General features: G+C 59.6%; 14 protein-coding genes. 5 read left to right on the top strand and 9 right to left on the bottom strand.

What is annotated here, in order from left to right; all coding sequences use genetic code 11:
* Positions 1–503 precede the first annotated feature (503 nt).
* Both M5C01_RS16185 and M5C01_RS16190 read right to left on the bottom strand, forming a co-directional pair.
* Complete coding sequence (locus M5C01_RS16185; protein WP_152740401.1) at positions 504–923, bottom strand: hypothetical protein; 420 nt, start codon at positions 921–923, stop codon at positions 504–506.
* An 8-nt stretch (positions 924–931) separates the two neighbouring features.
* Entirely contained in the window at positions 932–10,324 is a 9,393-nt protein-coding gene (locus M5C01_RS16190) for a filamentous hemagglutinin N-terminal domain-containing protein (RefSeq protein ID WP_152740400.1), read from the bottom strand.
* A 276-nt stretch (positions 10,325–10,600) separates the two neighbouring features.
* Here M5C01_RS16190 and pnuC point away from each other — a divergent pair, with 276 nt between their 5' ends.
* The 4 genes from pnuC to M5C01_RS16210 all read left to right on the top strand — a co-directional run bounded on the left by pnuC (position 10,601) and on the right by M5C01_RS16210 (position 13,860).
* Positions 10,601–11,206, top strand: a complete 606-nt coding sequence (gene pnuC, locus M5C01_RS16195) for a nicotinamide riboside transporter PnuC (protein WP_152740399.1) — start codon at positions 10,601–10,603, stop codon at positions 11,204–11,206.
* Between the two features lie 52 nt (positions 11,207–11,258).
* Entirely contained in the window at positions 11,259–11,492 is a 234-nt protein-coding gene (locus M5C01_RS16200) for a UTRA domain-containing protein (protein WP_255916942.1), read from the top strand.
* A gap of 130 nt (positions 11,493–11,622) precedes the next feature.
* Complete coding sequence (locus tag M5C01_RS16205) at positions 11,623–13,221, top strand: lactate dehydrogenase (protein WP_152740397.1); 1,599 nt, start codon at positions 11,623–11,625, stop codon at positions 13,219–13,221.
* A 153-nt stretch (positions 13,222–13,374) separates the two neighbouring features.
* The gene (locus M5C01_RS16210) at positions 13,375–13,860 is read left to right on the top strand and encodes a Spy/CpxP family protein refolding chaperone (RefSeq protein ID WP_152740396.1); all 486 of its coding nucleotides are present in this window, start codon (positions 13,375–13,377) and stop codon (positions 13,858–13,860) included.
* A gap of 47 nt (positions 13,861–13,907) precedes the next feature.
* Here M5C01_RS16210 and M5C01_RS16215 read toward each other — a convergent pair whose 3' ends face one another.
* The 6 genes from M5C01_RS16215 to M5C01_RS16240 all read right to left on the bottom strand — a co-directional run bounded on the left by M5C01_RS16215 (position 13,908) and on the right by M5C01_RS16240 (position 19,945).
* On the bottom strand, positions 13,908–14,822 hold the full coding sequence (locus M5C01_RS16215; protein WP_152740395.1) for a LysR family transcriptional regulator: 915 nt from the start codon (positions 14,820–14,822) through the stop codon (positions 13,908–13,910).
* Positions 14,823–14,997: 175 nt separating this feature from the next.
* Positions 14,998–15,624, bottom strand: coding sequence for an isochorismate family cysteine hydrolase YcaC (gene ycaC, locus M5C01_RS16220; RefSeq protein ID WP_103496609.1), 627 nt, complete (start codon positions 15,622–15,624; stop codon positions 14,998–15,000).
* Between the two features lie 68 nt (positions 15,625–15,692).
* Positions 15,693–17,531, bottom strand: a complete 1,839-nt coding sequence (locus tag M5C01_RS16225; protein ID WP_103496610.1) for an amidohydrolase — start codon at positions 17,529–17,531, stop codon at positions 15,693–15,695.
* A complete protein-coding gene (locus M5C01_RS16230) occupies positions 17,528–18,160 on the bottom strand; it encodes an antibiotic biosynthesis monooxygenase (RefSeq protein ID WP_103496611.1) in 633 nt (210 codons plus the stop codon). The genes M5C01_RS16225 and M5C01_RS16230 overlap by 4 nt, the downstream gene beginning before the upstream one ends.
* Positions 18,153–19,100 (bottom strand): LysR substrate-binding domain-containing protein, encoded by a 948-nt coding sequence (locus tag M5C01_RS16235; protein ID WP_103496612.1) that lies wholly within the window; start codon positions 19,098–19,100, stop codon positions 18,153–18,155. The genes M5C01_RS16230 and M5C01_RS16235 overlap by 8 nt, the downstream gene beginning before the upstream one ends.
* Positions 19,101–19,120: 20 nt before the next feature.
* Positions 19,121–19,945 carry an alpha/beta hydrolase gene (locus M5C01_RS16240; protein ID WP_100941953.1) on the bottom strand — a complete coding sequence of 275 codons (825 nt, stop codon included), beginning with the start codon at positions 19,943–19,945 and terminating at the stop codon, positions 19,121–19,123.
* Positions 19,946–20,075: 130 nt separating this feature from the next.
* Here M5C01_RS16240 and M5C01_RS16245 point away from each other — a divergent pair, with 130 nt between their 5' ends.
* A complete protein-coding gene (locus M5C01_RS16245) occupies positions 20,076–22,877 on the top strand; it encodes a winged helix-turn-helix domain-containing protein (protein WP_152740394.1) in 2,802 nt (933 codons plus the stop codon).
* Here M5C01_RS16245 and M5C01_RS16250 read toward each other — a convergent pair.
* Positions 22,824–24,320: a winged helix-turn-helix domain-containing protein gene (locus tag M5C01_RS16250; protein ID WP_152740393.1), complete on the bottom strand. Its 1,497-nt coding sequence runs from the start codon at positions 24,318–24,320 to the stop codon at positions 22,824–22,826. The genes M5C01_RS16245 and M5C01_RS16250 overlap by 54 nt on opposite strands.
* Positions 24,321–24,410 lie beyond the last annotated feature (90 nt).

A 24,410-nucleotide genomic window follows, 5' to 3' on the forward strand; every position in this document is an offset into this window, starting at 1 on the left:
AAAAAAACACCATCATTTGAAACACCATAACACTCTACATACTCCCTAGCCTCCAAGGCACTCCGAACAACAAAGTCCGCCTCAGACTCGAAATTATCTTTATTACAAAACCAACTATTGTAGTCCTGTTCAACATGACCTAACCCCAGAACATAAACATCTCCACCCAAGATAGCTACCCCCGCATCAGATAGACGGACAATAGCGTCTATTGCTTGCACAGGGGTAAGTGCCCAATTACGAACACCTGAGGACTCTAACGAATCCCCCGCATCTAAAATTGCATCAATTTCTTCCGACCAAAAAATTACCAAAGCCTGCCCCCTCGACTAGTTGGCCGCCTGTTTAATCCATCCATCTACTTAAAACTGCTTAATCGCCTGCTTCCGCACCACTTAGGTTAACAAACTACCCGTACAGGTCGTCAATATCATTGATACCAACGCCAGCCCCGATAATGAGTCCACTCTACTCGGCGCCCCAGCCATTTCAGCGATTAAAGCTCACTCTACAATTTCCGGGCAATTCTCAAACATAAACCTTTCAAGCTCCACAGGATCCCGCTCAACAACTCCAACATAATGCTGATACTCACGAACCAATAAAGAATACCCAACTATACATTTTACTTTAAAGCTTTCAAACAAAACTTTATAGTCAGAGTGAAACTGGGTAGCACAAAACTTCCAACCTACTGGAATCTCGTCATCAACCAACTCGAACAAACTGCTCGGCACCCAAAAAGGGAATTGACCAGGAACGCCAACCAAAAAATCTACGCGCTCAGAAACAAACAACAACGCATATATAAAATACTCGTCACCAATACTCAAAGGAGAGTAATCCGTTTTTTCTGTCTCCCCCCAGTATCGTTCTGTCATCGGGATAGCTGAACCACAGTTTGACCTGCAAATAGCACGCATAATTTAACTCACTTAAATTTAAAATCATCGACAGCTCCAGTAATGGAGTTTCTTACGTAGTGAATTTCAACTCCATTGACGTTTTGGGCTGTTTTCACCCAGCCGTCCTGCGCAGGCCACCGAGAATCTGTCATAGGTACCGGCAATGGACGACCAGCCGCGGGGTTTGACATCGCCTCTGCCATAGCAAGTTGCTCACTCAAACTATTGGGAGCGGATCTACCCGTTGAGCCTAGACCTAATGGTGCATTAGGTATAGACGGGGTCGAGCCAAAGCCCCCTGAATCCCCCGCTTTCCCACCACCACTGGAGCCTGAACCACCAATAATAGGCACCCCATTTCCAGGGATAGGGTCAAGAAGATCGACTTCCCCGCTAAGCCCGTGATCAGGATGAAAAACATCAATCTCATCCTTTATTTCCTGCAAAACTTCATCGGTACCCTCGGAGATATTTCCATGCGAAACGCCGCCATTATGGTGACCTTCCGCGTTGTATTTCTCCCCAGCTCCACCAATCATGCTCCCCGTGGAAGCATCACCACCGGCCAAAGACGCGGAAAGCAACCCGATAATCTGGGCGGTCGCAATCTTGTCCTGACTCCCCTGCTGGCTCAGGTCACCGGCTTCAAATTTATCGCTGACGTATTGCGCCAACAGCCCGTTGGCAATAGGTGTCAGCCCTTCAGCAACACCACCTGCAATGGCTCCACTAGTGAAGTCTTGCCCCTTTGCTACCGAGATCAGCCCACCCAGCATGGCGTGGAGCATCATTGTCGTCGCGGTCCCCGGAGCAACCTTCAGTTCCGCAGCGAGGTCACCCACCTCCTTGTTGCCAGCCGCAGCACCGAGATCGATACCCTCGTTGATCAATGCACTGCCCAGGTTACTGCCAAAGCTGCCGCCATTGATGGCCGTCGAGATTCCACTGCTGATTACCGCATTCGCGCCGCTGCGCAAAGCAGTATCAGCCGCGTTGCTCCAAGTCAGCATCTGGCTGGTGTAACCCGGATTCTGGACCGGTCCCAATGTCGTGACCTGAGAACCACCGCTGGTTGCACCTGCCACGGGCTTGAACCAAGTACTGTCGGCGTAGCTTATGGCGCCAGCCGTCAGCCCGCCTATAGCAGCATTTTTCAGGCTGTTGGCACTGAAGGTGTCACCCAGTGCGGCACCCAGATTCCCTTTGTCGTTTATGATGCTGACGGCACCAGTGCCGGCCAGAGAGGTCAATGTCGCCGTCAGTGCCACGTTAGCCCAGCCCGCAGACGCAGTCCCGACCGCCGTCCCCGCAGCCATCATGGCTTCGCTGCCTCCAGCCGCCAGCGCCGCGCCACTACCCGCTTGAGCGCTCGCCCCGGCCATTGTTCCTATCGCACTGCTCGCAGTTCCCGCCGTCAGTACCGTGACAATGATGATGATCGCCAGCATTGCCCCCTGCCCAAGGCCGGAATGGCTGTAGCTGTAGGAGTCGTGCATCTCCTTGATCTGCCGCCAATCCACATCACCGCGTTTCTCGGCATCCTTGAGCCAGGCCAGTTGCGGGTCGGCCTGGACCATTGCGTCAATGGCCTGACTCACGGTCTGCTCATTGACCTGCTTGACGTCGATATGCAGCCCATCGACCGCCTTGATAACCAACTGTCCCTTGGCCGACATCTCGGTCTGCTTCAGGGTTTCGTCGGTGCTGCCGCTACCGCTCATGCTGGTCCGGGCAAAGCCGTTATCACTCTTGCTGTGGTCCTCCTTGTGCAGATCCTTCACACCTTCGAAGGTGATGGTTCCACCGCTCTGCAAGGTCAGGTCCTTGTTACTGTCCAGCCTGGCGACCTGGTAGCGCTGGTCGCTGCCGCTGATCAGGCCGATATCGCCGCCGGCCTTAATCTGGCTACCGATGTTGGTGACCTGGGTGACCTCGTCGTGCCGTGAGTTATCAGTGTTTCTCTGGTCATACAGCGAGTAATCGGTGTTCTGCGCGGCGAGCACATTCAATTGGCCCCCGGCTACCAGAAAGGCGTCATTGCCGGCGCTGACCTTACTGGAAACAAGTGCCATGTCTTGGCCCGCACTGAGCCTGAGATCGCCTCCGGCGTTGACGCTGGTCGATACCTGCGCAACGTGGTCTTTTTGCTCGGTGAGGCGGCTAATCTCGTAATCGAAGTGACTTTCGTCCGCCGCCGAAGCCAGGACCAGGTTTTGCGCGGCAGTCATGGCGATATCGCGCTTGACATCGACTTGGCTTGCAATCACAGCCAGATCACGCCCGGCTGTAAGACTCAGGTCACGTCCGCTTTCAACACTGCCAACGTTTTGATGGACACTCATACTCCGAGCGCCCCAAAGATCGCTGTTCGTGGCGGCTGCGGAGGTAAGGCTGATGTCACGGCCTGCATCAATCTTCGTGTCAGAGCCACTTTGCAGCACACTGCCAATGTTGTTGACGTCACGCCCCGCGCTGATGCTTAGCGTGTTGGCCGCTTCAATGCGTGCAGCGTTGTCGACGACATCCACACGATGGCTGTAGACATTATCGATACTGAGGCCAACGTTGTTGAGGCTTCGTTCGTTGGTGACGTCGCCCGCGACCGCTGTCAGGCCAACATCACGCCCGGCAATGATGCCGCCAGCCCTGTTCGTCAGGTTGTTGCCGGCGAGCAGGTCGAGACGCGCGTAGGCCTGTGTCAACCCGCTGTTGGCCAGATCGTTGCCCGCAGCAGCCGACAAAGTGTTGTTGGCATGCAGAGTGCCACTGTTGTTGAGGTCCTGACCGGCGATCAAGTTGACGTCGTTACCCTCGATCAACGCGCCGTTGGGGCCCAGGCGATTGTTGGCCTGTGCCAGGTAGAGCACCGGCACCATGACCTCCTCACCATTCACCACCTGTTTTTCCATCCAGACGATGTCGTGAGTCAGGGCCGCGACCTGCTCGCTGGTCAGGCTGACGCCGTAGCTGAGGTTGAGCTGCTTCTGGCTGCTGATGGCGTTGTCCATCAGGTACTTGAACAGGGCTTCGTCCGAGGTCTGGCCATCGATGAAACGTTGCCCAGTACGGGCGACTACCGCCTGCTCAATCAGTTTCTGCTCATAGAGACCATCGCCCAGACGTTTGGCGCTGGTATCCGGGTTGTAACCCAATGCAGCCAGCAGATAGTCCGAGCTCATGAATTGCTTGAGGTCGGTCAGCGCCGGGTTGGTTTCGATCAGGTACTTCTGCGGACGGGTCCGGCCCGAGGTGTCCGGTAGCCCCTGGACGCGGGACAAACTTTGGTTGCTCGCGGAGGCGACCGTATCATCGGCACTTATCAGTTGGGCACTACTTGCCTGCTGATTTAACGGGATCTGCTGACGCGGTGCGAAGCTGATTGAGGAGCTACCAATACTCCAATTTTGCGACCCCGTGTTAGCTTGGTTTGCTGACTGAACGGACCCGCTTTGCCCACTCAGACGAAAAAGTCCGTTGGAACCGCTTGGAAGCGTAAAGCCAGGTAAAGACAACGGGTTGATTTGTTGCTGAGCCAAATCAGGAGGCAGCTGTGGATTAAGACTAATGACAGTTGTAAGGGTTTCCTTGTTCACACCTGTATCTTGTGTACTATTATTGCCTCCAGCGAACGCAATATTGTTATATAAAACACCGTTCTGAATTGTGTTTTTTGCATTAATCTCTACAGCCTGCCCCGCTTGAACAACGGAGGGCACGTTTCCGCCACGTGCATACACTGTGGATACGCTTTCAAGCTGAAAATTTGTGATAAATGCTGGAACCGCAACTTCCGGACCAATGCCAAATTTTGGGTTATACAGTTCCAAATTGGCATCCTGACCAAAATTGATTCCATCAACATTAACTGCCGCATCACCAGAAACAGTAGTATAAGAATGATACAGGTACTGAGTTCTTGAGTTTCTTTCCGCATAAACCGTTAACGCCCCACCATACGGAGCCGTATACGGGCCCAGAACAAGATCATTAATAACCGAAGGATCCCCTGTACTTATATAAGATCTGGTGCGGGTAAAATCCCCCGACTCTATTGATGTATTTTCAAACGAATCGACATTCAGCGTTATATTCTTCCCCGCAGAAATTACAGATCCAAAATTTGAGAAGACGGCAGCGTTCACCCCAAAATTCCCGCCAACCGAGACCGACGACACATTTCCTGTAACCGTTGAATCAGACCTTCCAGTCTCGACCACTTGAAACACAAGTGGAGGTGGGGAGTCGTAAGTAGAAGTATCATTAGCAGGATAAATCGTTATATCGCCTGATATTATTTTTTCCTGAGCCTCAACACCTTCAACCTTGTTATCAAACACATTTGTCGACAGCGAAAAATCACCGCCCACATTAATAGTGGATGCAATGTTTTTTACACTGTTGGCCCGACCACCATTCACACCAACAATGCTCAGCCCCTCCAAGCTATACAGAGCAGCATTCTGACTGGTGAAATCATTGACCTTTAGGTCCATATCCGAGCCGCTGAAGATCAGGCCTTGATCATTCAGTAACGTTGGCGTATTCAGCGAAAGCTTTTGGGCGCTGCCCAGGGTTCCATAGTTATTGATTGTTCCTGCGGTAATACTCATGCCCGCCGCAGAAGTCAGCCGCCCATAGTTGCTCAGTTGACCGCCGACATTGAGGGTCGTATCGCTACCACCGGCAATGCTAGCGCTGCTGCTCAGATTCACCTGTGCCGCACTCAGGCCCAGGGTACTCAAGCTGGTATAACGTCCGTTACCGCCATAGCTTCCGGTCAGGTTTAGGCTGGCCGTACCGTCACTGGCGATCAGACCGTCGTTGCTCCAGTTGCCGCCAGTACCGGTCAAGCTGGTGGAGGCCAGAAGCTGACCACCTGCGGTCTGGTTGAGGGTATTGACGTTCAGCGTCAACCGACCGGCCTGGATCACGCTGCTATTGGTCCAGTTGTCGGCAGTGAGGGTCAGGCCACCACGAGTGACAAAACTGCCGCCCGCGTTGGTAATGTTGGCCGTGGCAGTATCGAACGTGCCAGTACCGGTATGCAGCACACTGCCGCCCTGGTTCAGGAAGCTGCCAACGCCCAGGGTCAGGTCGCTGTTGGCGGTTTCCAGCTTGCCGTTGCTGTTGTCGAACAGGCCGCCAATCTGGAATTCGGTCTTGCCACTGCCGCCCAGCGCACGCAGTTGGCCGGTCTGGTTATCCAGGCTCGCGGCGGTAATCGCCAGGGTGCTGCCACTTTCGATAATGCCCAGGCGGTTGTTCAGAGCGCCCGCGAGATTCAGGCTGATCTGGTTGCCGCCGATCTGCCCATCGCTGTCACCGCTGTTGTCGAAGTTATGGCCCGTGACCTGGACCAAGCCCTTGGCATAAACGCCGCCATTGCGGTTATCAAAATCCCCCGCCCCGGTGGCGATCAGCGCCTCACCTGTTTGCGCGGTGAGATGACCACCGTAGTTGTCGATACCGCCCCAGGCTTGCAGGTCCAGACGCTGGGCTTGAATCTGGCCGCCCTGGCTGTTGCTGTTGAGGTCGTAGCCGTTTTTTAGCACACCAACAACGCGAGCTTGCAGCGCCCCCGCGATGCTGGACAGCAGGCCGCCACGGCTGTCGATGTTCGCCGCGTTGAGGGTCAGGTCACCGTTCTGGGCGATGACCTTACCGCTCTGGTTGTCGATATCGCCGCTGACATCGAGGTTGACCGCGCCCATCCCTTGCAACGAGCCTTTGCCGTTGCCGAGGCTGGCGGCGCTCAGTTGCAGGTCGGCGTTACGGCTGGCGATCAAACCGCCATTGCCGTTCTGCACCGTACCGGTCGAGGTGACCAACAGCTTGTCACCGGAGCCGATGGTGCCGCTGCTGCTGTTATCCAGACCGCCGGTGAGCAAGGTCAACAGACCCTGGCTGGAGAGTTGACCGCCCTGGTTATTGATCTGGGTGGAGCGCTGAACCAGCAGTGGGCCGACGGCGGAGAGCTTGCCGTTGGTGTTGGTCAGTGTGCCCAGCAGATCCAGGGTAACGGCGGTCCCACCGCTAAGCGTGCCATTGCTGTTATCAAGATCCGTACCGGTGAAAGTCAGCGCCTGTTGTGCGTTGATCGTGCCGCTGCTGGTCAACGCCATCGTGTTCAGGGTCAGAGCCGCACCGCTGTCGATCAGGCCGCCCTGGGCGTTGTTCAGCAGGCCGCTGACGGTCAGCGATTGCCCCGCCCCGCTGGAAAGGATGCCCTTGTTGCTGTTGTCGATACTGGCCGCGTTGACCGTCAAGGTCTGCTGGCTGGCCAGTGCGCCGGCATTGCTGTTGAGCAAGGCACCGCTGAGGGTCACACCGACGTTGCCGCTACGGCTGGAAACCGTACCGCTGTTGCGGTTGTCCACACTGCTGCCCGTGAGTGTCACACCCTGCCAGCCGGAGAGCAGACCACCGTTCTGGTTGATCAGGTCAGTGGCCGTCAGGCTCAGCAGATTGTTGCTGATCAGTTGACCGCCGTTGCTGTTATCCAGGGTCCGCGCTGTCAGGTTGAGGCTCTGCGTGCTGGAGAGCGTACCGCCCTGATTATTCAGGTCGCGCAGGTGATTGATCGTCAGGTTGCCGGCCGTGGTGATCTGGCCGGCGGCGTTGTTCAAGTCGCCCGTTGCCGCACCGAAATCAAGGGCAATGGCGCTGCCCAGCAAGCTACCGCCCTGGTTGTTGATCCCGGCGCTGTTGATGGTCAGGCCACTGGTGGCGTTGATCAGTCCTTGATTCTGGTTGGTGAGCTGACCACCAACGGTCAGCCCCAGATCAGCGCGACTGGTGAGGGTACCGCCCGTGTTGTCCAGGCTGCCCGCCTGCGCATCCACCGAAGCCGCCGCGATCATGCCCTTGATATTGCTCAGCGCCTGGTCGATACGCAGGGTCAGGGCCTGGTTGCTGAGCAACTTGCCGTTGTCGTTGCTCAGGCTTTCAGCAGCAAAGGTGTAGGCCTGGGCGCTGGAGATTTCACCGCCCTGGTTGTTCACGCCCTTGAGGTTGTTCAGCACCAGCAATGGTGCGTTGATATAGCCGTTCTGGTTGTTCAACTGGCCGTGATTGAGGTCCAGGGTCAGGGCGCTGGTACTGAAGAGCTGGCCGCCTTGCTGGTCCAGGCCACTGACACTGGCGGTCAAGGCATGGCTGCTGGCAATGCTGCCGCCGTCCTGGTTGGTCACCTGCCCTGCGTTCAGATTCAGAGTGTCGTTGCTGCTTAGACGACCGCCGTGGCTGTTATCAAAAGTACCGGTCGTGACCCGGGTTGCGCCTTTGCCGGTCAGCACGCCGCTCTGACTGTTGTCGAGGCTCGCGCTGGTGAGACCCAGGGTGGTGTCAGTTGCGATCGTGCCACCCTGGTTGACCACCGCCCCGTTGCTGGTCACTGTCAGGGCAGTGCCACTGGAGAGATTGCCGCCGCTGTTGTCGAGACTGCCGGCATTGACACTCAAGCTGCCGTCACTGGCGATCAAACCCTGCAGGTTAGTCAGGGCACCGTCCAAGGTTATGACCAACGCCGATTTGCCGCTAAGCGTGCCACCGCTGTTGTCCAGGCTGCTGCCATTGAGTGTGGTGGTGCCCGCCTTGCCGAGTAGCTGACCGCCGTTGCGATTGGTGACTGCCGCGACGCTCACGTGCAGATCGGTGTCGGCCAGGACCTTGCCGTTGTCGTCGTTGTTGAGTTGCTGGCCCACCAGGGTCACGGCCTGGGTGCTGGACAGCTCGCCACCCCGGTTATCGATCTGTCCGACGGTGAGGGTGGTGCCTTTGACGCCTCCGATCAGGCCGGCGTGTGTGTTATCGAGACTATTGCCGCTCAGGCTCAGATTGCCTTGACTGACCAGCACACCCGCCTGGTTGCCCAAGGTCTGGACCGTGCCGGAAAGATCGCCCTGGCTGGAGATCGTGCCAGCGCCATTCTCAAGGTTATCGACCGTCAGGTTGAGCGTACCGTCCGTACTGAGCTGGCCGTTACTGTTGACCAGATGGCCCAAGGTGGCCGTAAGCGCGGTCGAACTGTTGATCAGGCCGCCCAGGCCGTTGAGCGCCGTATCAACGGTCAGATTCAGTTGCCCGGCACTCAGTACCCGGCCCTTGTTCTGGTTGTCGAGGGTGCCTGCGGTGACGGTGGTTTGCCGCTGCCCGCTCAAGGTACCGCCCTGGTTGCCCAAGGTCTGCGTAGCAGTGACGCTCAAGTCGCGACTGGCAATCACGCTCTGCCCGGTGTTGACGACGTTCTGCGCCGTGACGCTGACATCCCCCGTGCTGTTGCGCGTGTTATCGGCATTGACCCCGGCCTCGATAATGCCGTGGTTGGTCAACTGGCCGCCGCTGTTGAGGGTAATGCTGTCCCTGGCCGCCAGGTTGTTCTGGCTATTGAGATCCCCCGTGGTCTGCACGTTCAAGCTGCTGCCGGCGTAGACCGGACCTTGCGCATCGAGGCTCGCGGCCTTCACATTGACGGCGCCACTGGCGGTGGCCTGGACCATGCTCAACTGGCCATTGGCATTGAGCTGGATATCGCCACCGCTGGCCGCCAGATTGCCGGCCAGTTTTACCCCTACCCCGGCTTCGGTCCCCACCAGCTTGATGGCGCCGGCGTACATGCCGCCCAGCGCCGAAGAATCGATGGCCACCTGGGGCTTGCTGCTGCCGTCATCGGCACGCGCCGTGGCACTGAGCGTGCGGGCGTCGACATCGTTGCGACCGGCAATGATCGTCAGTTGCTTGGCATTGATCTGCGCGTTGATGCTCGCGGCGCGGGTGATGATTTCGAACTGGTCGACGTTGTTGGCATTCAGGCCAGCACCGTCGATGGACACGCTGCCCTGGTCAACCCGATAACCCGTGACCTGGCCGTTGGTGATCACCGCCTTGCCGGTGGTCAAGGTCGCTTGCGGGGTATTGATAAAACCGCAACCGTTGCAACTGATCCCATACGGGTTGGCGACGATGACATGGGCCGACTGCCCCGCCACCTCGGTGTAGCCGCGCAACTGGCTCGGACTGCCGCCATTCACTTCGTTGAGGATGACGTTGGCCGCAGCACCGTTGAAATTCGGGTTACCGAGAATGATCCCGCCCAACTGCGTCGACTGGGTACGCGCGGTGGCGTTGTTGAGGATGACCCCATTGGCCCCGACGTTGTAGTCGCTGAACTGGTTGTGCGACAGCCCCTGGGCATTCGGCGCGGCGATATTGACGATGGGGACGCCATTACCCGCCTGACCAAGGGTCGTCCCCGGCGCGTTAACCACGATCCCATCCGCCTGGGCCAGCAACGGCTGCCAGAACATCGCGTTAGCCAGAATGAACGCCAACCCGCGCTTGGGCAGTCCCCAAAAATGCTCACGGTTTTTCAGGGCAGCAGAAGGCTGGCGGGCCAGGAAGACAAGCTGACGAACGTCCATGTCGAGATCTCGATACATCGCAGGCGACAAGGCGCCCTTCAGATGGCGCTATGCCATCAACCGGCAGCGATACTAGGACGCCAATCCAATGGCGTCAATTTGTCCAACGTTAAATATTTTCAAAATATTTCAAAGCGTTGCGCTGGCCGGCAAGGCCACTTCGCCAAAATGTACGGTAATCCATTGATAAGTATCGATTTCAATACCAAACTAGGCCGACCTCTCGCCCAGCGCCTGGTCAAGCCGCCGCCATTGCCTGCGTCAAGGAATCCGCGCATGTCCACACTTGAAATCATCGCCGTCCTGGTTAATGTCCTCGGCGTCTGGCTGACCGCCCGGCGTATTCGCTGGTGCTGGCCGGTCGGTGTCGCTGCCGTGCTGCTCTACGCCTGGATTTTCTACGACGCCAAACTGTATTCCGATACGCTGCTGCAAGGCATTTTCGCCGTATTGCAGGGTTATGGCTGGTGGCGCTGGAGCCAGGGCGGGCTGAGCGGGGGCAAGGTCCATGTGGCCCGGTTGTCCTTGCGCGAAGGCTTGCTCGGCCTGCTCTGTGGAGCCGTGGGCGCGGTGCTGCTGGGGGGACTGATGGTCCGCTTTACCGATGCGGCGGTGCCGTGGGTCGACGCCTCGCTCACCGCCTTCAGCCTGGTGGCCAGTGTCTGGGCGGCGCGCAAGTATGTCGCCAGCTGGTGGCTGTGGATCGTGCTGGACGTGATCTACGTCGGCCTGTTCCTGTTCAAGGACCTGCAACTGACGGCCGCGCTGTACGCCGGCTTCGTGGTGCTGGCGATCTATGGCCTGCGGGCCTGGCAGCAGGACCTGAAGTCCCAGGAACAGCCAGGGCCGGCGGACTCGACGAGCGGTGAGCTGATTCGTTAGTGTAGAGACCCAGCGCCGCACGCCGAGAAGCGAATGCCTCCAGGGGCGCCTGCTGCGCAAGCGTTTTTCGCGGGTGCAGTCGCGTTGCGAGCTGGAGATGCATATCGGCACGGTCAACGAGGAACAGGCGCAGTTGCTGCAACTGTCGGTGGGTTCCACCAGCGTCTACCTGGAGCGGCTGAACTTCGGCGAAGCGAACCAGCCGGTGGAGTTCGACCAGGAATTCTGGCGACCCGATGCGTTGTCGATCGTGATGGAGACACGGTATCCGGGGACAGGCGCTTGAATCCCTCTATTTCAAAGGCTCAGTGCACTGGACAACAGTTCTCCGGCCTGCCGCTGACGCCCTAAAGTTATTTGTGTCGTCGTCGATACACTCCTGTACATAGAATAATTCTCTTGCCCCAGGAGGTTCCATGACAGGGATATCGTCGATCAATGTTTTGACGCTGAACCCTTCCCAGCTTGTCGGTAATACGCCGGCTGGCGCCCAGCCTGTCGAAACAACCGCGGCTGTTTCCGCACCGGCGTCCACCGTGCTTCTCGGCCAGAACAACGTGGTCGAAATCAATACCTACAATGCCCGTGGAACCTTGCCTAACGCCGCGCAGGCACCTACCTGGGAAAGCAGCCCGCTGGACAAGGTGTCGTTCACGATGGGCGGCAACCTCAGCAATAGCTCCAACTCCAACGCCGCCCGCTTTGCCGGCTTGGGTGCCGCGCTGATGTCACAGTTGGCCGACGGCAAAAAGAACATCTCGCAATCGGTTGTCCAGCAGTCCGACATCAGACCGCTCAACGCCGCCGGGATCGCCGCTGCACAGTCCAAGCTGCACAGCAGCAATGCCGACAGCACGATCAGCCTGACCCTCAAGACCGCCAGCGGTAAAACCGTGACCTTGAGCCTGGCGAACCAGGACGATGGAATGGCCGTGCAGGCCCAGGTGGAAGGCGGCGACCTCACGGCTGAAGAGAGTGCGGCCCTGGCCAAGATGGCCAAAGGTTTCCAGGCGGCAATCGACGGTTTGACCGCCGAGCCGCCTCAATTGAAGCTGGATGCCCTGACCCAGTTCGACTCGAAGGTATTTTCCTCGGTCGACCTGAGCACCAAGCTCAAGATTGACGACAAAAACAACCAGACCCTCGAGTTCCATGCCGACAGCCAGAAACGCTCGGTCAGCATGAGCGGCCCTTCAGGTGATCTGCAACTGTCCGTGGACCTGAAGAGCCAGGCGATTCTCGGCAATCCCATCCAACAGGCCAAGGCCCTGCAGAGCTACCTCAAGCAGATTGATGCCGCAGCCGCCCGAGGTCACGCGGATCGCGACATGATGTCGATGTTCAAGGATGCGTTCTCCTCCCTGAACAGCAACTATCCCGTCACCAGTGCGACCTCCACGCCGGCAACCGTCGATCCACTCGCCCCCACCAATCTGGATCGCAAGCTGTTGACCGGCCTGGCGGATTTCTCCGCGTCGATGACGCAGGCAAGCCAGGCGAGCAACCCGATGCGTCCCAGCGAGCGGGATACCTTTGCTTATAACCTGTCCCAGACCACTCAACTCAAGGGCAATGATTCGCAGAATCGCTCCATTGAGCAGAACCAGCAATCGAACCTGACCGCCAGCTATCACCAGGCGCTGTCCGCGGGCCAGAAGCTGAAGCTGAGCAGCAACGCGGACTCGCAGAACTACCTGTTCTACCAGATCAGCGACAACGCCAGCAGCCAGACCAATATCGCTTACAAAGACGGTAAGTTGACCAATGCGGCGGTGACCCAGTCGGCCAGCCAATCCACAAATATCTTCAAATACGTGATGGGGCACCTGGTGGATCACACCTCAACCCCCGTCAACACATCGAAAACCCAGAGTTTCATGGCCGTGCTGGAACGGGCGTTGCACCCGGACAAGACGGACAAGACGCCAGAGGGCGCCGCGCGCTTGAAGGCACTCCTGGACGGCCTCCAGGACAAGGTACTGCTGGATTCGTACCCGAAAAAACTCAACAGCTGATCCAGGGGGTCAGCTTGACCCCTGTCACCTGGGCAAGAGGGCGGGTCTTTACCCGCCCTCTTGCCGTGGATTTACCCGCGATACTCCTGACCCGTCCTCGGTGGTAAGGTTGGGGCATATAGATGCCGCCCCCCTCAATCCGGATATCCGAATATGAAAAACTTCGCATTCAAAGCAGCCATGCCCGCTGTGTTGATGCTGGCCGTCCTCAGCGCTTCTTTCTCGGCACCGACGATGGCCGCGAGAAGTTCTGACGCTGTCTCCCAAACGGCCGCCCGTCACGCCAAAAAATACGAAGACCTGGTAGAGAAGCGGATCAACGAACTGCGCGCCAAACTGAAGATCACCGACAAGCAGTCCGCCCAGTGGGACGCCTATGCGAAAACCATGCGTGACAATGCGCACGGTACCGACAAGGCCTACCTGGATCAGGCGCAGAAGCTGCCCTCATTAAATGCCGATGAGGCGATGCAGTCCTATGCCAGGCTGGCACAGATGCACGCGGACAATCTGCACAAGCTTGCCACTTCGTTCAGCGCGCTGTACGGCACGCTGTCCGCCGACCAGAAAAAAACCGCCGATAAACTGTTTCGCAGCGAGCGCGGGGAGCGGCACGAAGTCGCGGATAGATTTCATTGATGCGCAAAGAGTCCCAGTGGACACCGAGCATGTTGGCGATCAACCACTCATGTGTGCCGAGCGCTTTGAGCGAGGGTAACGTCGCAATCCAGCCGTTCACGCAAGAACTCGATCAGCGCCCGCACCGGTCGAGAGCCCTGGCGATGCTGCGGATAAACTGCCGATAACGCCAACGGTTCAGGACAGAAGTCAGCCAGTACCGGCACCAGCCGCCCATCCTTCAAGGCCGAATCGACAATGAAGGTCGGCAAATAGGTAATACCCATGCCGGCGATGGCGGCGTCCTTGAGCAACTCACCATTGTTGACCCGCATCCGTCCCGTGACATTGACGATCAATGGCTTGCCCTGCCCTTCGAAACGCCATTGCACCTGGCGGCCATGGCCGTAAGGCAGGCAGTCATGGGCCTGCACATCCTCGGGTTTGACCGGGGTGCCGCGCTCGGCCAGGTAAGCGGGACTGGCGCAATACACCCGCTGGATGGACCCGATACGCCGGGCAATCAGCGTCGAATCTTCCAGCACCCCGATACGTAATGCCAGGTCGTAGCCCTCACCGAGTAAATCTACCGGTCGGTCGCTGAGATCCACTTCAACCGTGACGTCGCAATAGCGCTGCAAGAAAGCCGGCAACACCTCACTCAAATGCACCATGGCAAACGACAGTGGAGCGCTCAGGCGAACAGTGCCACGGGGCTCTACCGTCTGACCGGCGATGCCCTGCTCCACTTGCTCGACCTCACTGAGCAGGCGCAAAGCCGACTCGTAATAACTCTGCCCCAGGGGCGTCATGTCCAGCCGCCGGGTCGAGCGATTGATCAGTCGCACGCCCAGACGTTCCTCCAGTTGCATCAGACGCCGGCTGACAAACTGCTTGGACAGGCCCAACTGATCCGCCGCTGCGGTGAAGCTGCCGGAGTCCATGACCTGGCAAAAAATACGCATATCTTCGAACGGGTTCATTGTCACTCTCTGGTTGACAGCCAAACACGTTATAGCGACTTTTTCCTTTTCTGACAGCCCATTAATCGGTGATGAGGCCTTGATTGAAAGGCCCGCTGGGTGACTGCAGAAACGTTGATCAAAAAAATGCCCGCACAGTGGCGGGCATTCATTCGAACCAGCAGTGCACCAGAACTTATCTGGAGGTCAGGGCCGAATAGCTGTTCATCAAGTTGCGATAATTCGGAATGCGCGGCGACAACAGGTTCGCCAGGCCTTCCATGTCGTTGCGCCAGTCGCCTTGCAGCTCGCAGGCTACCGAGAACCAGTTCACCAGTTGCGCACCCGCCGCCGTCATCCGTGCCCATGCCGCCTGCTGCACGGTTTCGTTGAAGGTGCCCGACGCGTCGGTGACCACAAACACTTCAAAGCCTTCCGCCAGGGCAGACAAGGTCGGGAACGCCACGCACACGTCGGTCACCACGCCGGCAATGATCAGTTGCTTGCGACCGGTCGCCTTTACCGCCTTGACGAAATCGGCGTTGTCCCAGGCATTGATCTGGCCAGGGCGTGGAATGTACGGCGCATCCGGGAAGAGCTCCTTGAGCTCCGGCACCATCGGGCCGTTCGGGCCGTTTTCAAAGCTGGTGGTCAGGATGGTCGGCAGTTTGAAGAACTTGGCCAGGTCTGCCAGCGCCAGTACGTTGTTCTTGAATTCGTTGGGTGAGAAATCCTGCACCAGCGAGATCAGCCCGGTCTGGTGATCGACCAACAGCACAACCGCATCATCTTTGTTCAGACGTTTGTACGGAACGTTGCTCATGTAAAACTCCTTGGTGGATGGATATTGCACAGGGTGCCGACAGCTTTGGCCGGCGCTTTTTTTGATCGTCAGAAAGCAAAACACGAGCAGCCGAACGCGCCCCAGAACCCCTGGAAGTCACTGACCGGTGCATTCGACAGGCGCGCCCGCTCATGGCTGTGGGAGTGAACGGCACAGGGTCCGCTGCAATGGTGAACCTGAGCCTGCATCGGCGACGTCGGGCGCCAATGACCGGGGACCTTGGCTACCGGCGACCAGTCCGGCAGCACTGGCACGCTGGCTGGCCCGAGTTTTTCGAAGTCCCCGGCGGCATACACCACCTTGCCGCCGACCACCGTCAGCAGCGACTCGATCCACTTGATGGCCTCTTCTTCGACCTGGAAGAAATCCGCGGTCAGGGCGACAACGTCTGCCAGTTGCCCGACCTTGATCTGGCCTTTCTTGCCCTGCTCGGAAGAGAACCAGGCGCTGCCATGGGTGAAGAGCTCCAGTGCGGTCTGCCGGGAAAGCCCTTCGCGGTGCAATTCCATGCCGCCCACGGTACGCCCGCTGACCATCCAGTACAGTGAGGTCCACGGGTTGTAGCTGGAAACCCGCGTGGCATCGGTGCCCGCGCCGACAGGGACACCCTCGGCCAGCATCCGTTTGATCGGCGGCGTGGCTTCGGCAGCCTTGGCGCCATAACGCTCGACGAAGTATTCGCCCTGGAACGCCATGCGGTCCTGAATCGCAATACCGCCGCCCAACGCCCTCACCCGTTCGATGTTCTGCGGGGTAATGGTTTCAGCGTGATCGAAGAACCAGGGCAAGCCATTGAATGGAATGTCGCGATTGACCTTCTCGAACACATCGAGCATGCGGCTGATGGATTCGTTGTACGTCGCATGCAAACGGAACGGCCAACGTTGCTCCACCAGATGGCGGACAACCGGTTCCAGCTCTTCTTCCATGGTCTGCGGCAGGTCCGGGCGCGGTTCGAGGAAGTCTTCGAAGTCGGCGGCGGAGAACACCAGCATCTCCCCGGCACCGTTGTGCCGCAAATAGTCGTCGCCCTGGTGCAAGGTGACGCTGCCGGTCCAGTTCTTGAAATCGCTCAGTTCTTCCTTGGGCTTCTGGGTGAACAGGTTGTAGGCGATGCGAATGGTCAGTTGCTGGTCCTTGGCCAACTGCTCGATCACCGCGTAGTCATCCGGGTAATTCTGGAAACCGCCACCGGCATCGATAGCGCTGGTCAGGCCGAGACGGTTGAGTTCACGCATGAACTGGCGAGTCGAGTTGACCTGATATTCCAGGGGCAACTTCGGTCCCTTGGCCAGGGTCGAGTAAAGAATCATCGCATTGGGTCGCGCCACCAACATGCCCGTCGGGTCGCCTTTGGCATCGCGGACAATCTCGCCGCCCGGCGGGTTCGGCGTATCACGGGTGTAGCCGGCGACCCGCAGCGCAGCGCGATTGAGCAAGGCGCGGTCGTACAAGTGCAAGACGAATACCGGTGTGTCCGGTGCGGCCTGGTTGAGTTCTTCCAGGGTCGGCATACGCTTTTCGGCAAACTGGAATTCGTTCCAGCCGCCCACCACCCTCACCCATTGCGGCGTCGGCGTGCGGTCGGCCTGCTCCTTGAGCATGCGCAGGGCATCGGCCAGGGAAGGCACACCCTCCCAGCGCAGCTCCAGGTTGTAGTTCAAGCCACCACGGATCAGGTGCAGGTGCGAGTCGTTGAGACCAGGGATGACGCAACGGCCCTTGAGGTCGATGACCTGGGTACTCGAACCGCGCAAGGCCATGGCTTCGGCATCCGTGCCCACCACCACAAAGCGGCCATCGTGGATCGCCACCGCACTGGCGAGGGGCTTGGCACGGTCAACCGTGTGGAATTGACCATTGAACAAAATCAGATCGGCGTTCATCGCGTTTCCTCGGACAAAGTGGAATGAGACGGGGCGGCAGTCAACCAGGGGGCAAACAGTCGGGTCGCCAGGGGCATGAACAGGTACACCACCGAGAGCACGATGGTCAGGGTGATCAGGAAGGTGGAGATCAGGTAATTGGAGAGGAACGCGTCGAGCCGCAGTACCGGTCCCCAGATCAGCGGTACCAGCAGGGTGTGCGGCAGGATCACCATCAATGTCAGCACCGCCTGCTTCCAACGCGGGGGTGGTGAGGTGGCATCCGCCGGCGGTGAAAACCAGAACGCATTGACTGGATGGACCTCGGTCCGATCACCGTCGGCGAGCATCGGGGCGGCTTCGTTGACCAGCTCCAGCCGCTGCGGCGAATCAAGCCAGCGCTGCATCGCCTCGGTGGAGCAGAAGCGCAGCACGCAGGTGAACAGGTCGAGACCGGCACTTCTGCCACGAATCACGTCCACGCCCAAATGCCCCTCGCGCTGCCCGGCAATGCCGACAATACGCCGTAGCCAAGCTTCATAGGGGGCCTCAAAGCCGACCTTGACCCGGTGTTTGACGATCAGTGTCACGACTTCATCAGCCCCCCGCGCCGGGCGACCGACGGGATCGAGGCGATTGGAATCAGGCATGATACGAAGCTCCGGTGAGAGGATCAGGGATGTTCAACGGTTCAGACATGTACTGGCTGATCCGCGAACGTAACCAGCGCTCCGCCGGATCGTTGTCGTGCACGCCACTCCAGGCCATCGACAGTTGCGCCGCCTCGATGGGGAACGGCGGTTCTTCCGCTCTCAAGGCACCGCCTTCAACCAAGGCGCAAGCCGCGTAGTCGGGCACCGTGGCGATCATTTCGGTACCGGCGAGCATCGCCCGCAAACCACTGAACTGCGGAACCCCCAGCACCACGCGCCGGGTACGGCCGACCTTGGCCAGGTCGAGATCGATATTGCCGCTCAGGTCGCCGGAAAACGACACCATGGCGTGGGGTCGCTGACAGTATTCATCGAGCGTCAGCTGACCGGGGCGATTGTCACCGCGCAACACTTTGCAGGCGATATCACGCAGCCTCTTGCGCTTGGCGTTGGCCGGCAACTCGGTGGTGTAACTGACCCCGACGGAGATTTCCCCGGATGCCAGCAAAGCCGGCATCAACAGATAATTGGCCCGACGCACCACCACAACGACCGCCGGCGCCTCCTCCTGCAACTGCCGGAGCAATGGCGGAAACAAACCGAACTCGGCATCGTCCGAAAGGCCGATGCGAAACACCTCGCAGCTGGTTGCCGGGTCAAACGCCTTGGCCCGGCTGACCGCCCCCGAAATGGTGTCCATCGCCGGTTGCAGCTCTTTGAGGATCGCCAACGCCCGCGCCGTCGGCTCCATCCCACGACCGTTGCGCAGCAGCAGCGGGTCGTCGAACAGATCCCGCAGGCGTCCCAGCGCGGCGCTCACGGCCGGCTGCCCCATGAACAGTTTTTCAGCCACTCGGGTCAGGTTCTTTTCGAACATCAGGGCCTCGAAAATCACCAACAGGTTCATGTCGACGCGACGCAGATCGTTACGGTTCATCAGTACGCGCTCACAAGCAATCAACCCTTGAGGAACGCCAGCAGATCGGCGTTGAGTTGATCCTTGTGGGTGTCGGTCAGACCATGGGGGGCACCGGGATAGACCAACAGCTTCGAGCCTTTGATCAGTTTGGCCGAGGCGATGCCGGCGGCCTCGATCGGCACGATCTGATCAGCGTCGCCATGCACCACCAGGGTCGGCACGTCGAACTTCTTCAGGTCTTCGGTGAAGTCGGTTTCCGAGAACGCCTTGATGCAGTCATAGGCGCTTTTGTGGCCAGCCATCATCCCTTGCATCCAGAACCAGTCGATCATGCCCTGCGAAGGTTGGGCACCCGGCTTGTTGAAACCAAAGAACGGCCCGCTGGCGACATCCTTGTACAACTGCGAACGGTCGGCCAGGGAGCCCTGGCGCAGGCCATCGAACACCTCGATCGGCAAACCGCCCGGGTTGGCTTCGGTCTTGAGCATCAGCGGTGGCACCGAAGAAATCAGTCCCGCTTTGGCGACCCGTCCGGTACCGTGACGACCGATGTAGCGCGCCACTTCGCCACCGCCGGTGGAGAAGCCGAACAGCACCACGTTATTCAGGTCCAGCAGCTCGATCAATTGGGCCAGGTCGTCGGCGTAGGTGTCCATTTCATTGCCGAACCAGGGTTGGCTGGAGCGGCCATGGCCACGACGGTCATGAGCGATAACCCGATAACCCTTGGAAGCCAGGAAGATCATCTGCGCCTCCCAACTGTCGGCATTCAGCGGCCAGCCGTGGCTGAAGACGATGGGCTGACCGGTACCCCAGTCCTTGTAGTAGATCTCGGTACCGTCACGGGTGGTAAATGTGCTCATGGCGATTGCTCCTCGGGGTTGTCGTTGCAAGAAGGCTGAGCTTTGCGTTGAACTTGAAGGATTGGATTTTTGAACGTAGAACGGGCACAGGACGAGTTAAACGTTGTTAATTTTCCAGAGGAGTAATCTGTTGGCCCTTCCCCCCGCGCAGGCCGTGCTTTTCGGCCCCTACCGGATCTACCCCGGACAACGCCTGGTCATGGAGGGCGATCAGCGCCTGCGCCTGGGGCGGCTCGCCCTGGACATTCTGTTGATCCTGCTGGAGCACGCCGGGAATGTGGTCAGCAAGCAGCAATTGATCGCCCGGGTCTGGCCCAGAAGCGTGGTTGAAGACACCAATCTGCGCGTGCACATCGCCGCACTGCGCAAAGCCCTCGGCGACGGCCAGGCTGGCCAGCGCTACATCATCACGGTCGCTCAGCGTGGCTACAGCTTTGTCGCGCCCGTCTCTCTCGAGACTATCGAGCAAAGCCCCGGGAGTGCCTCGGACGAGCCGAAGGGTCATAACCTGCCGATACGTCGCACCCGCATGATCGGGCGTCACGCCTTGCTGGACAGCCTCGTGACACAACTGCCCGACCTGCGCTTCATCACCCTGGTCGGCCCCGGTGGCATCGGCAAGACCACCGTGGCGCTGCGCGTTGCCGAACAGCTGATCGGTCACTACCGCGACGGCATTCGACTGTTGGACCTGGCCCCTATCCACGACCCGCGGATGATCAGCGCTCATCTGGCAACGCTGCTGGACCTGGCGCTGCATGACGGCGAGCCGATGAACTGCCTGGCGACGTGCCTGCGCGAGCGGCAGATGCTGCTGGTCATCGACAACTGCGAACACCTGGTCGAGGCCATCGCGTTGCTTTGCGAAAGCATCCTGCGCGCGGCGCCACAGGTGCATATCCTGGCCACCAGCCGCGAGAGCCTGCGGGCCGAAGGCGAATTCGTGCAACGCCTGGAGTCGCTGGACTGCCCGCCGCCCTTCGCCGCGTTCAACCGCACTCAGGCCTTGGGCTTTTCGGCTTTGCAATTGTTCGTCGAGCGGGCGATGGCCAGCCACGACAGTTTTGAATTGGCCGACCATGAGCTGCCGCTGGCGATCGAAGTCTGCCGGCGCCTGGACGGTATTCCCTTGGCGATCGAGCTGGCGGCGGCGCAAGTGGCCAACCTGGGGATCGAGGGATTGCTGACGCAACTGCAAGGCAGTTTTCGCCTGCTGACCCAGGGCTCCCATACGACACTGGGCCGTCATCAGACCTTGCGTGCCACGCTGGATTGGAGCTTCGAACTGCTCAATGCCTGCGAGCAGGCCTGTCTGCGCCGGCTGGGCATCTTCAGGGGAGGATTCACCCTGGCATCGGCGGCGGCGGTGATCGTCGGCGAACATATCGCTCCCGACCGGGTTTTTGCCTCGATCACCCAACTGGTGGCCAAGTCCCTGCTGAACGTGGAAGTCGGTGACGAGGAGGTGTTTTATCGCCTGCTGGACACCACCCGCGGCTACGCCCTGGAAAAACTCGACCAGGCCGCCGAGCTGGCGGAGGTCCGCGAGCGTCACGCCGAACGTTGCCTGGCCTTGATGCACCAGGCTCAAGAGGACTGGGAACTGACCCTGTCCGAGCTATGGATCGAACGTTACGCCCGAGGCCTGGAAGACATCCGCGCGACACTCGACTGGGGCTTGAAGGGCGATGGTCCGTCTTTGTTGGCGATCCGTTTGACAGCCGCCTCGACGCCGCTTTGGCAGGAACTGTCGCTACTCAAGGAACACGGCGGGTATGTACGCAAGGCTCTGGCACGGCTGGAGGCGGCCGCGCAACCCTGCCCTCGCTTGACCATGACCCTCAAGCTCGCCCTCGGCAGCTCCTGCTACCACGCCCAGGGCGGTACCGCCGAAACGGTCGACGCCTTCGTGAGCGCCCGCGCCCTGGCCGAAAGCTGCGCCGATGTGGCCGGCCAGCTCCGGGCGGTATCCGGGCATATGGCGGTCAACCTCAGTTGCGGTCACTACCAACAGGCCCTGGAGCAAAGCCGGCAGTTCGACCGATTGGGTCTGCTCGGCAACGGGACCGCCGCGATGTCCCTCAGCACCCATCGCTTGCGGGTGCTGGCCCTGCACTTTGCCGGGGACCAGCCACAAGCGCGGGAGAATGCCGAGCAAGTCATCCAGCGCATGGCCCAGAGCGGCCACCTCAATCGCTTTACCCGCGGCTTTGGCGTGCAATACGACCAGAGCGTCGCCGCCCTGACGATCCTGGCGCGGATCCTCTGGCTGCAAGGCCATCCGGAAAAAGCCTGGCACACGGCTCGCCAGGCCCTGGATATCGCAATCCAGATCAACCACGGCACCTCCATCTGCTACACCCTGGCGCTGTCCGGCTGCCTGATCGCCCACTACAACGGCGACACCGGGACGGCCCGTGAACTGTTGCGCCAGTTGCTGGAGCAGGCACAGAAGCACTCGGTGCTGCTGTTCTACACCTGGGCCCGGCGCTATGCCCAGGTGATCGATAGCGGCGCTGAGTACTCGTCGCCGCCACCCGGCACCGGGCTGATCAAGGACATCATGGTGACCCTGGACACCGGCTTTCTCGATGACGCCTTGCTGGAACGCGCCGAAACCGGCATGGCCGGCTGGAGTACGGCGGAAATCCTTCGAGCCAGGGCCAATACACTGCTGACAGCCAACTGCGCGAGCGCGGCCGAGACGGTTCTGCTCAAGGCGCTGGCCGTGGCAAAAGCCCAGGGCGCACTGGCCTGGGAGCTACGTAGCGCCACCTCACTGGCACAGCTTTGGCAGCGCCAGGGTCACTTCCAGCAAGCTCATGAGCTGCTCGCCCCACTCTACGCCCGATTCACCGAAGGCTTTGCCACACCGGACCTAACCAAAGCTCGTCAGTTGCTCGACGAATTGCAACGGCACCGTGCCCCGTGATGCCCAATGTGCCGGGCTGAAGTAGCGGGCGTAGCGCATTTCAAACGCCCGCAGCAGTCCGCCGCGCTCAAGCTTTTCCAGAGCGAAGGCGCGGGTGGTGTTGAGCAACCGGTAACGTGTCACGCCGTTGCGCTGTTCGACCGACAACAGCGATTTGCGCGCCAGGCGTTCCACCACGTCCACCAGACTGGTGGGGCGCAGTACCGCACAGCTGATGGCGCCGACGGCAGCCTCCAGGGTAAAGGCCATTTTGAACACCGCCAGACCCTGCAACACGGTTTGCTCCAGCGGGCTGAGGCGCTGATAACTCCAGTCCAATGCGGACTTGAGGGTCTGATGCCGTGGAACGGCGGTACGCCGGCCTTGGGTCAGCAGTTGCAGGCAGTTGCCCAATTGGGCTTGCAGTCCCACCAGTGCCAGCGCATCGATCTGCGCCGCCGCCAACTCGATGGCCAACGGCAAGCCATCGAGTCGACGGCAGATTTCGCGCACGGCCCGGAGGTCCCGCTCGCGCAAGCAAAAGGCTGGCTGACGGGCTCGGGCCCGACTGACAAACAGCTGCACTGCCGAATAGCCCATGACATCGGCCACACTGTGCAACGCCGATGTGGGCGGAACGACCAGGGGCGGCACGCGCAGCACTGTTTCAGCCAGTGCCCGCAGCGGTTCGCGGCTGGTGACCAGGATCGACAGTCGTGGCGCCGAAACCCGCAATGTCTCGACGACTGCTCGACAGCCTTCGAGCAGATGCTCGCAATTATCGAACACCAGCAAGGCGTGCCATGACCTCAGGGCGTCCACACCGCTGTCCAATTCAAGGGTGTGCGCCAGATACCCGATGATCCGCGCGGGATCATCGATTGCCGCAAGATCAATCATCCAGACGCCGTCGCGGTAGTGCTGCAGCAGCAATTCAGCCACGCGCAACGCCACGCTGGTCTTGCCGATGCCGGCAGGGCCGGCCAGGGTCATGAAACGGTGGACGGGCAACTGCCGGACCAGACTGCCGACCATCGCGTCTCGACCGATGACGGGGGTCAGCCGCGCAGGCAGGTTGTGCTGGGGCTTGGGCGAGGTGTCGATCGCGACCGCCGTACCGTGCGCCATCCGCTGCACCGGGGCGATAAAGACATAGCCACGCTGGGGCACGTTGACGATGTAGCGTTGCCCCTCCTGGCCGTCACCGAGGGCCCGACGCAGGGCGGCGATGTGCACCCGCAGATTGATTTCCTCGACCACCGAGGTCGGCCAGACCCGCGCAATAAGCTCATCCTTGCCGACCACATTGCCGGCGCGCTCGACCAGCACCTGTAGAATGTCCAGCGCCCGCCCGCCCATGCGCAGGGGCCTGTCACCGTCGAGAATCAACCTTTGCCAGGGGTGGAACATATAGGGACCGAAGCGCAGCGGCCCATCGCGGTTCAGATCTCTGAGGTCGTTCATGCACGCTCACGTGCTGAAAACCTGGTCCGGCCCAAAGGTACTGCATGCTCCGTTGCGCACGTTGACCCAGGCTCCCGCACCTCCATGGCT

Source organism: Pseudomonas sp. MWU12-2319, from assembly GCF_023242525.1.
Lineage (GTDB): Bacteria > Pseudomonadota > Gammaproteobacteria > Pseudomonadales > Pseudomonadaceae > Aquipseudomonas > Aquipseudomonas gingeri_D.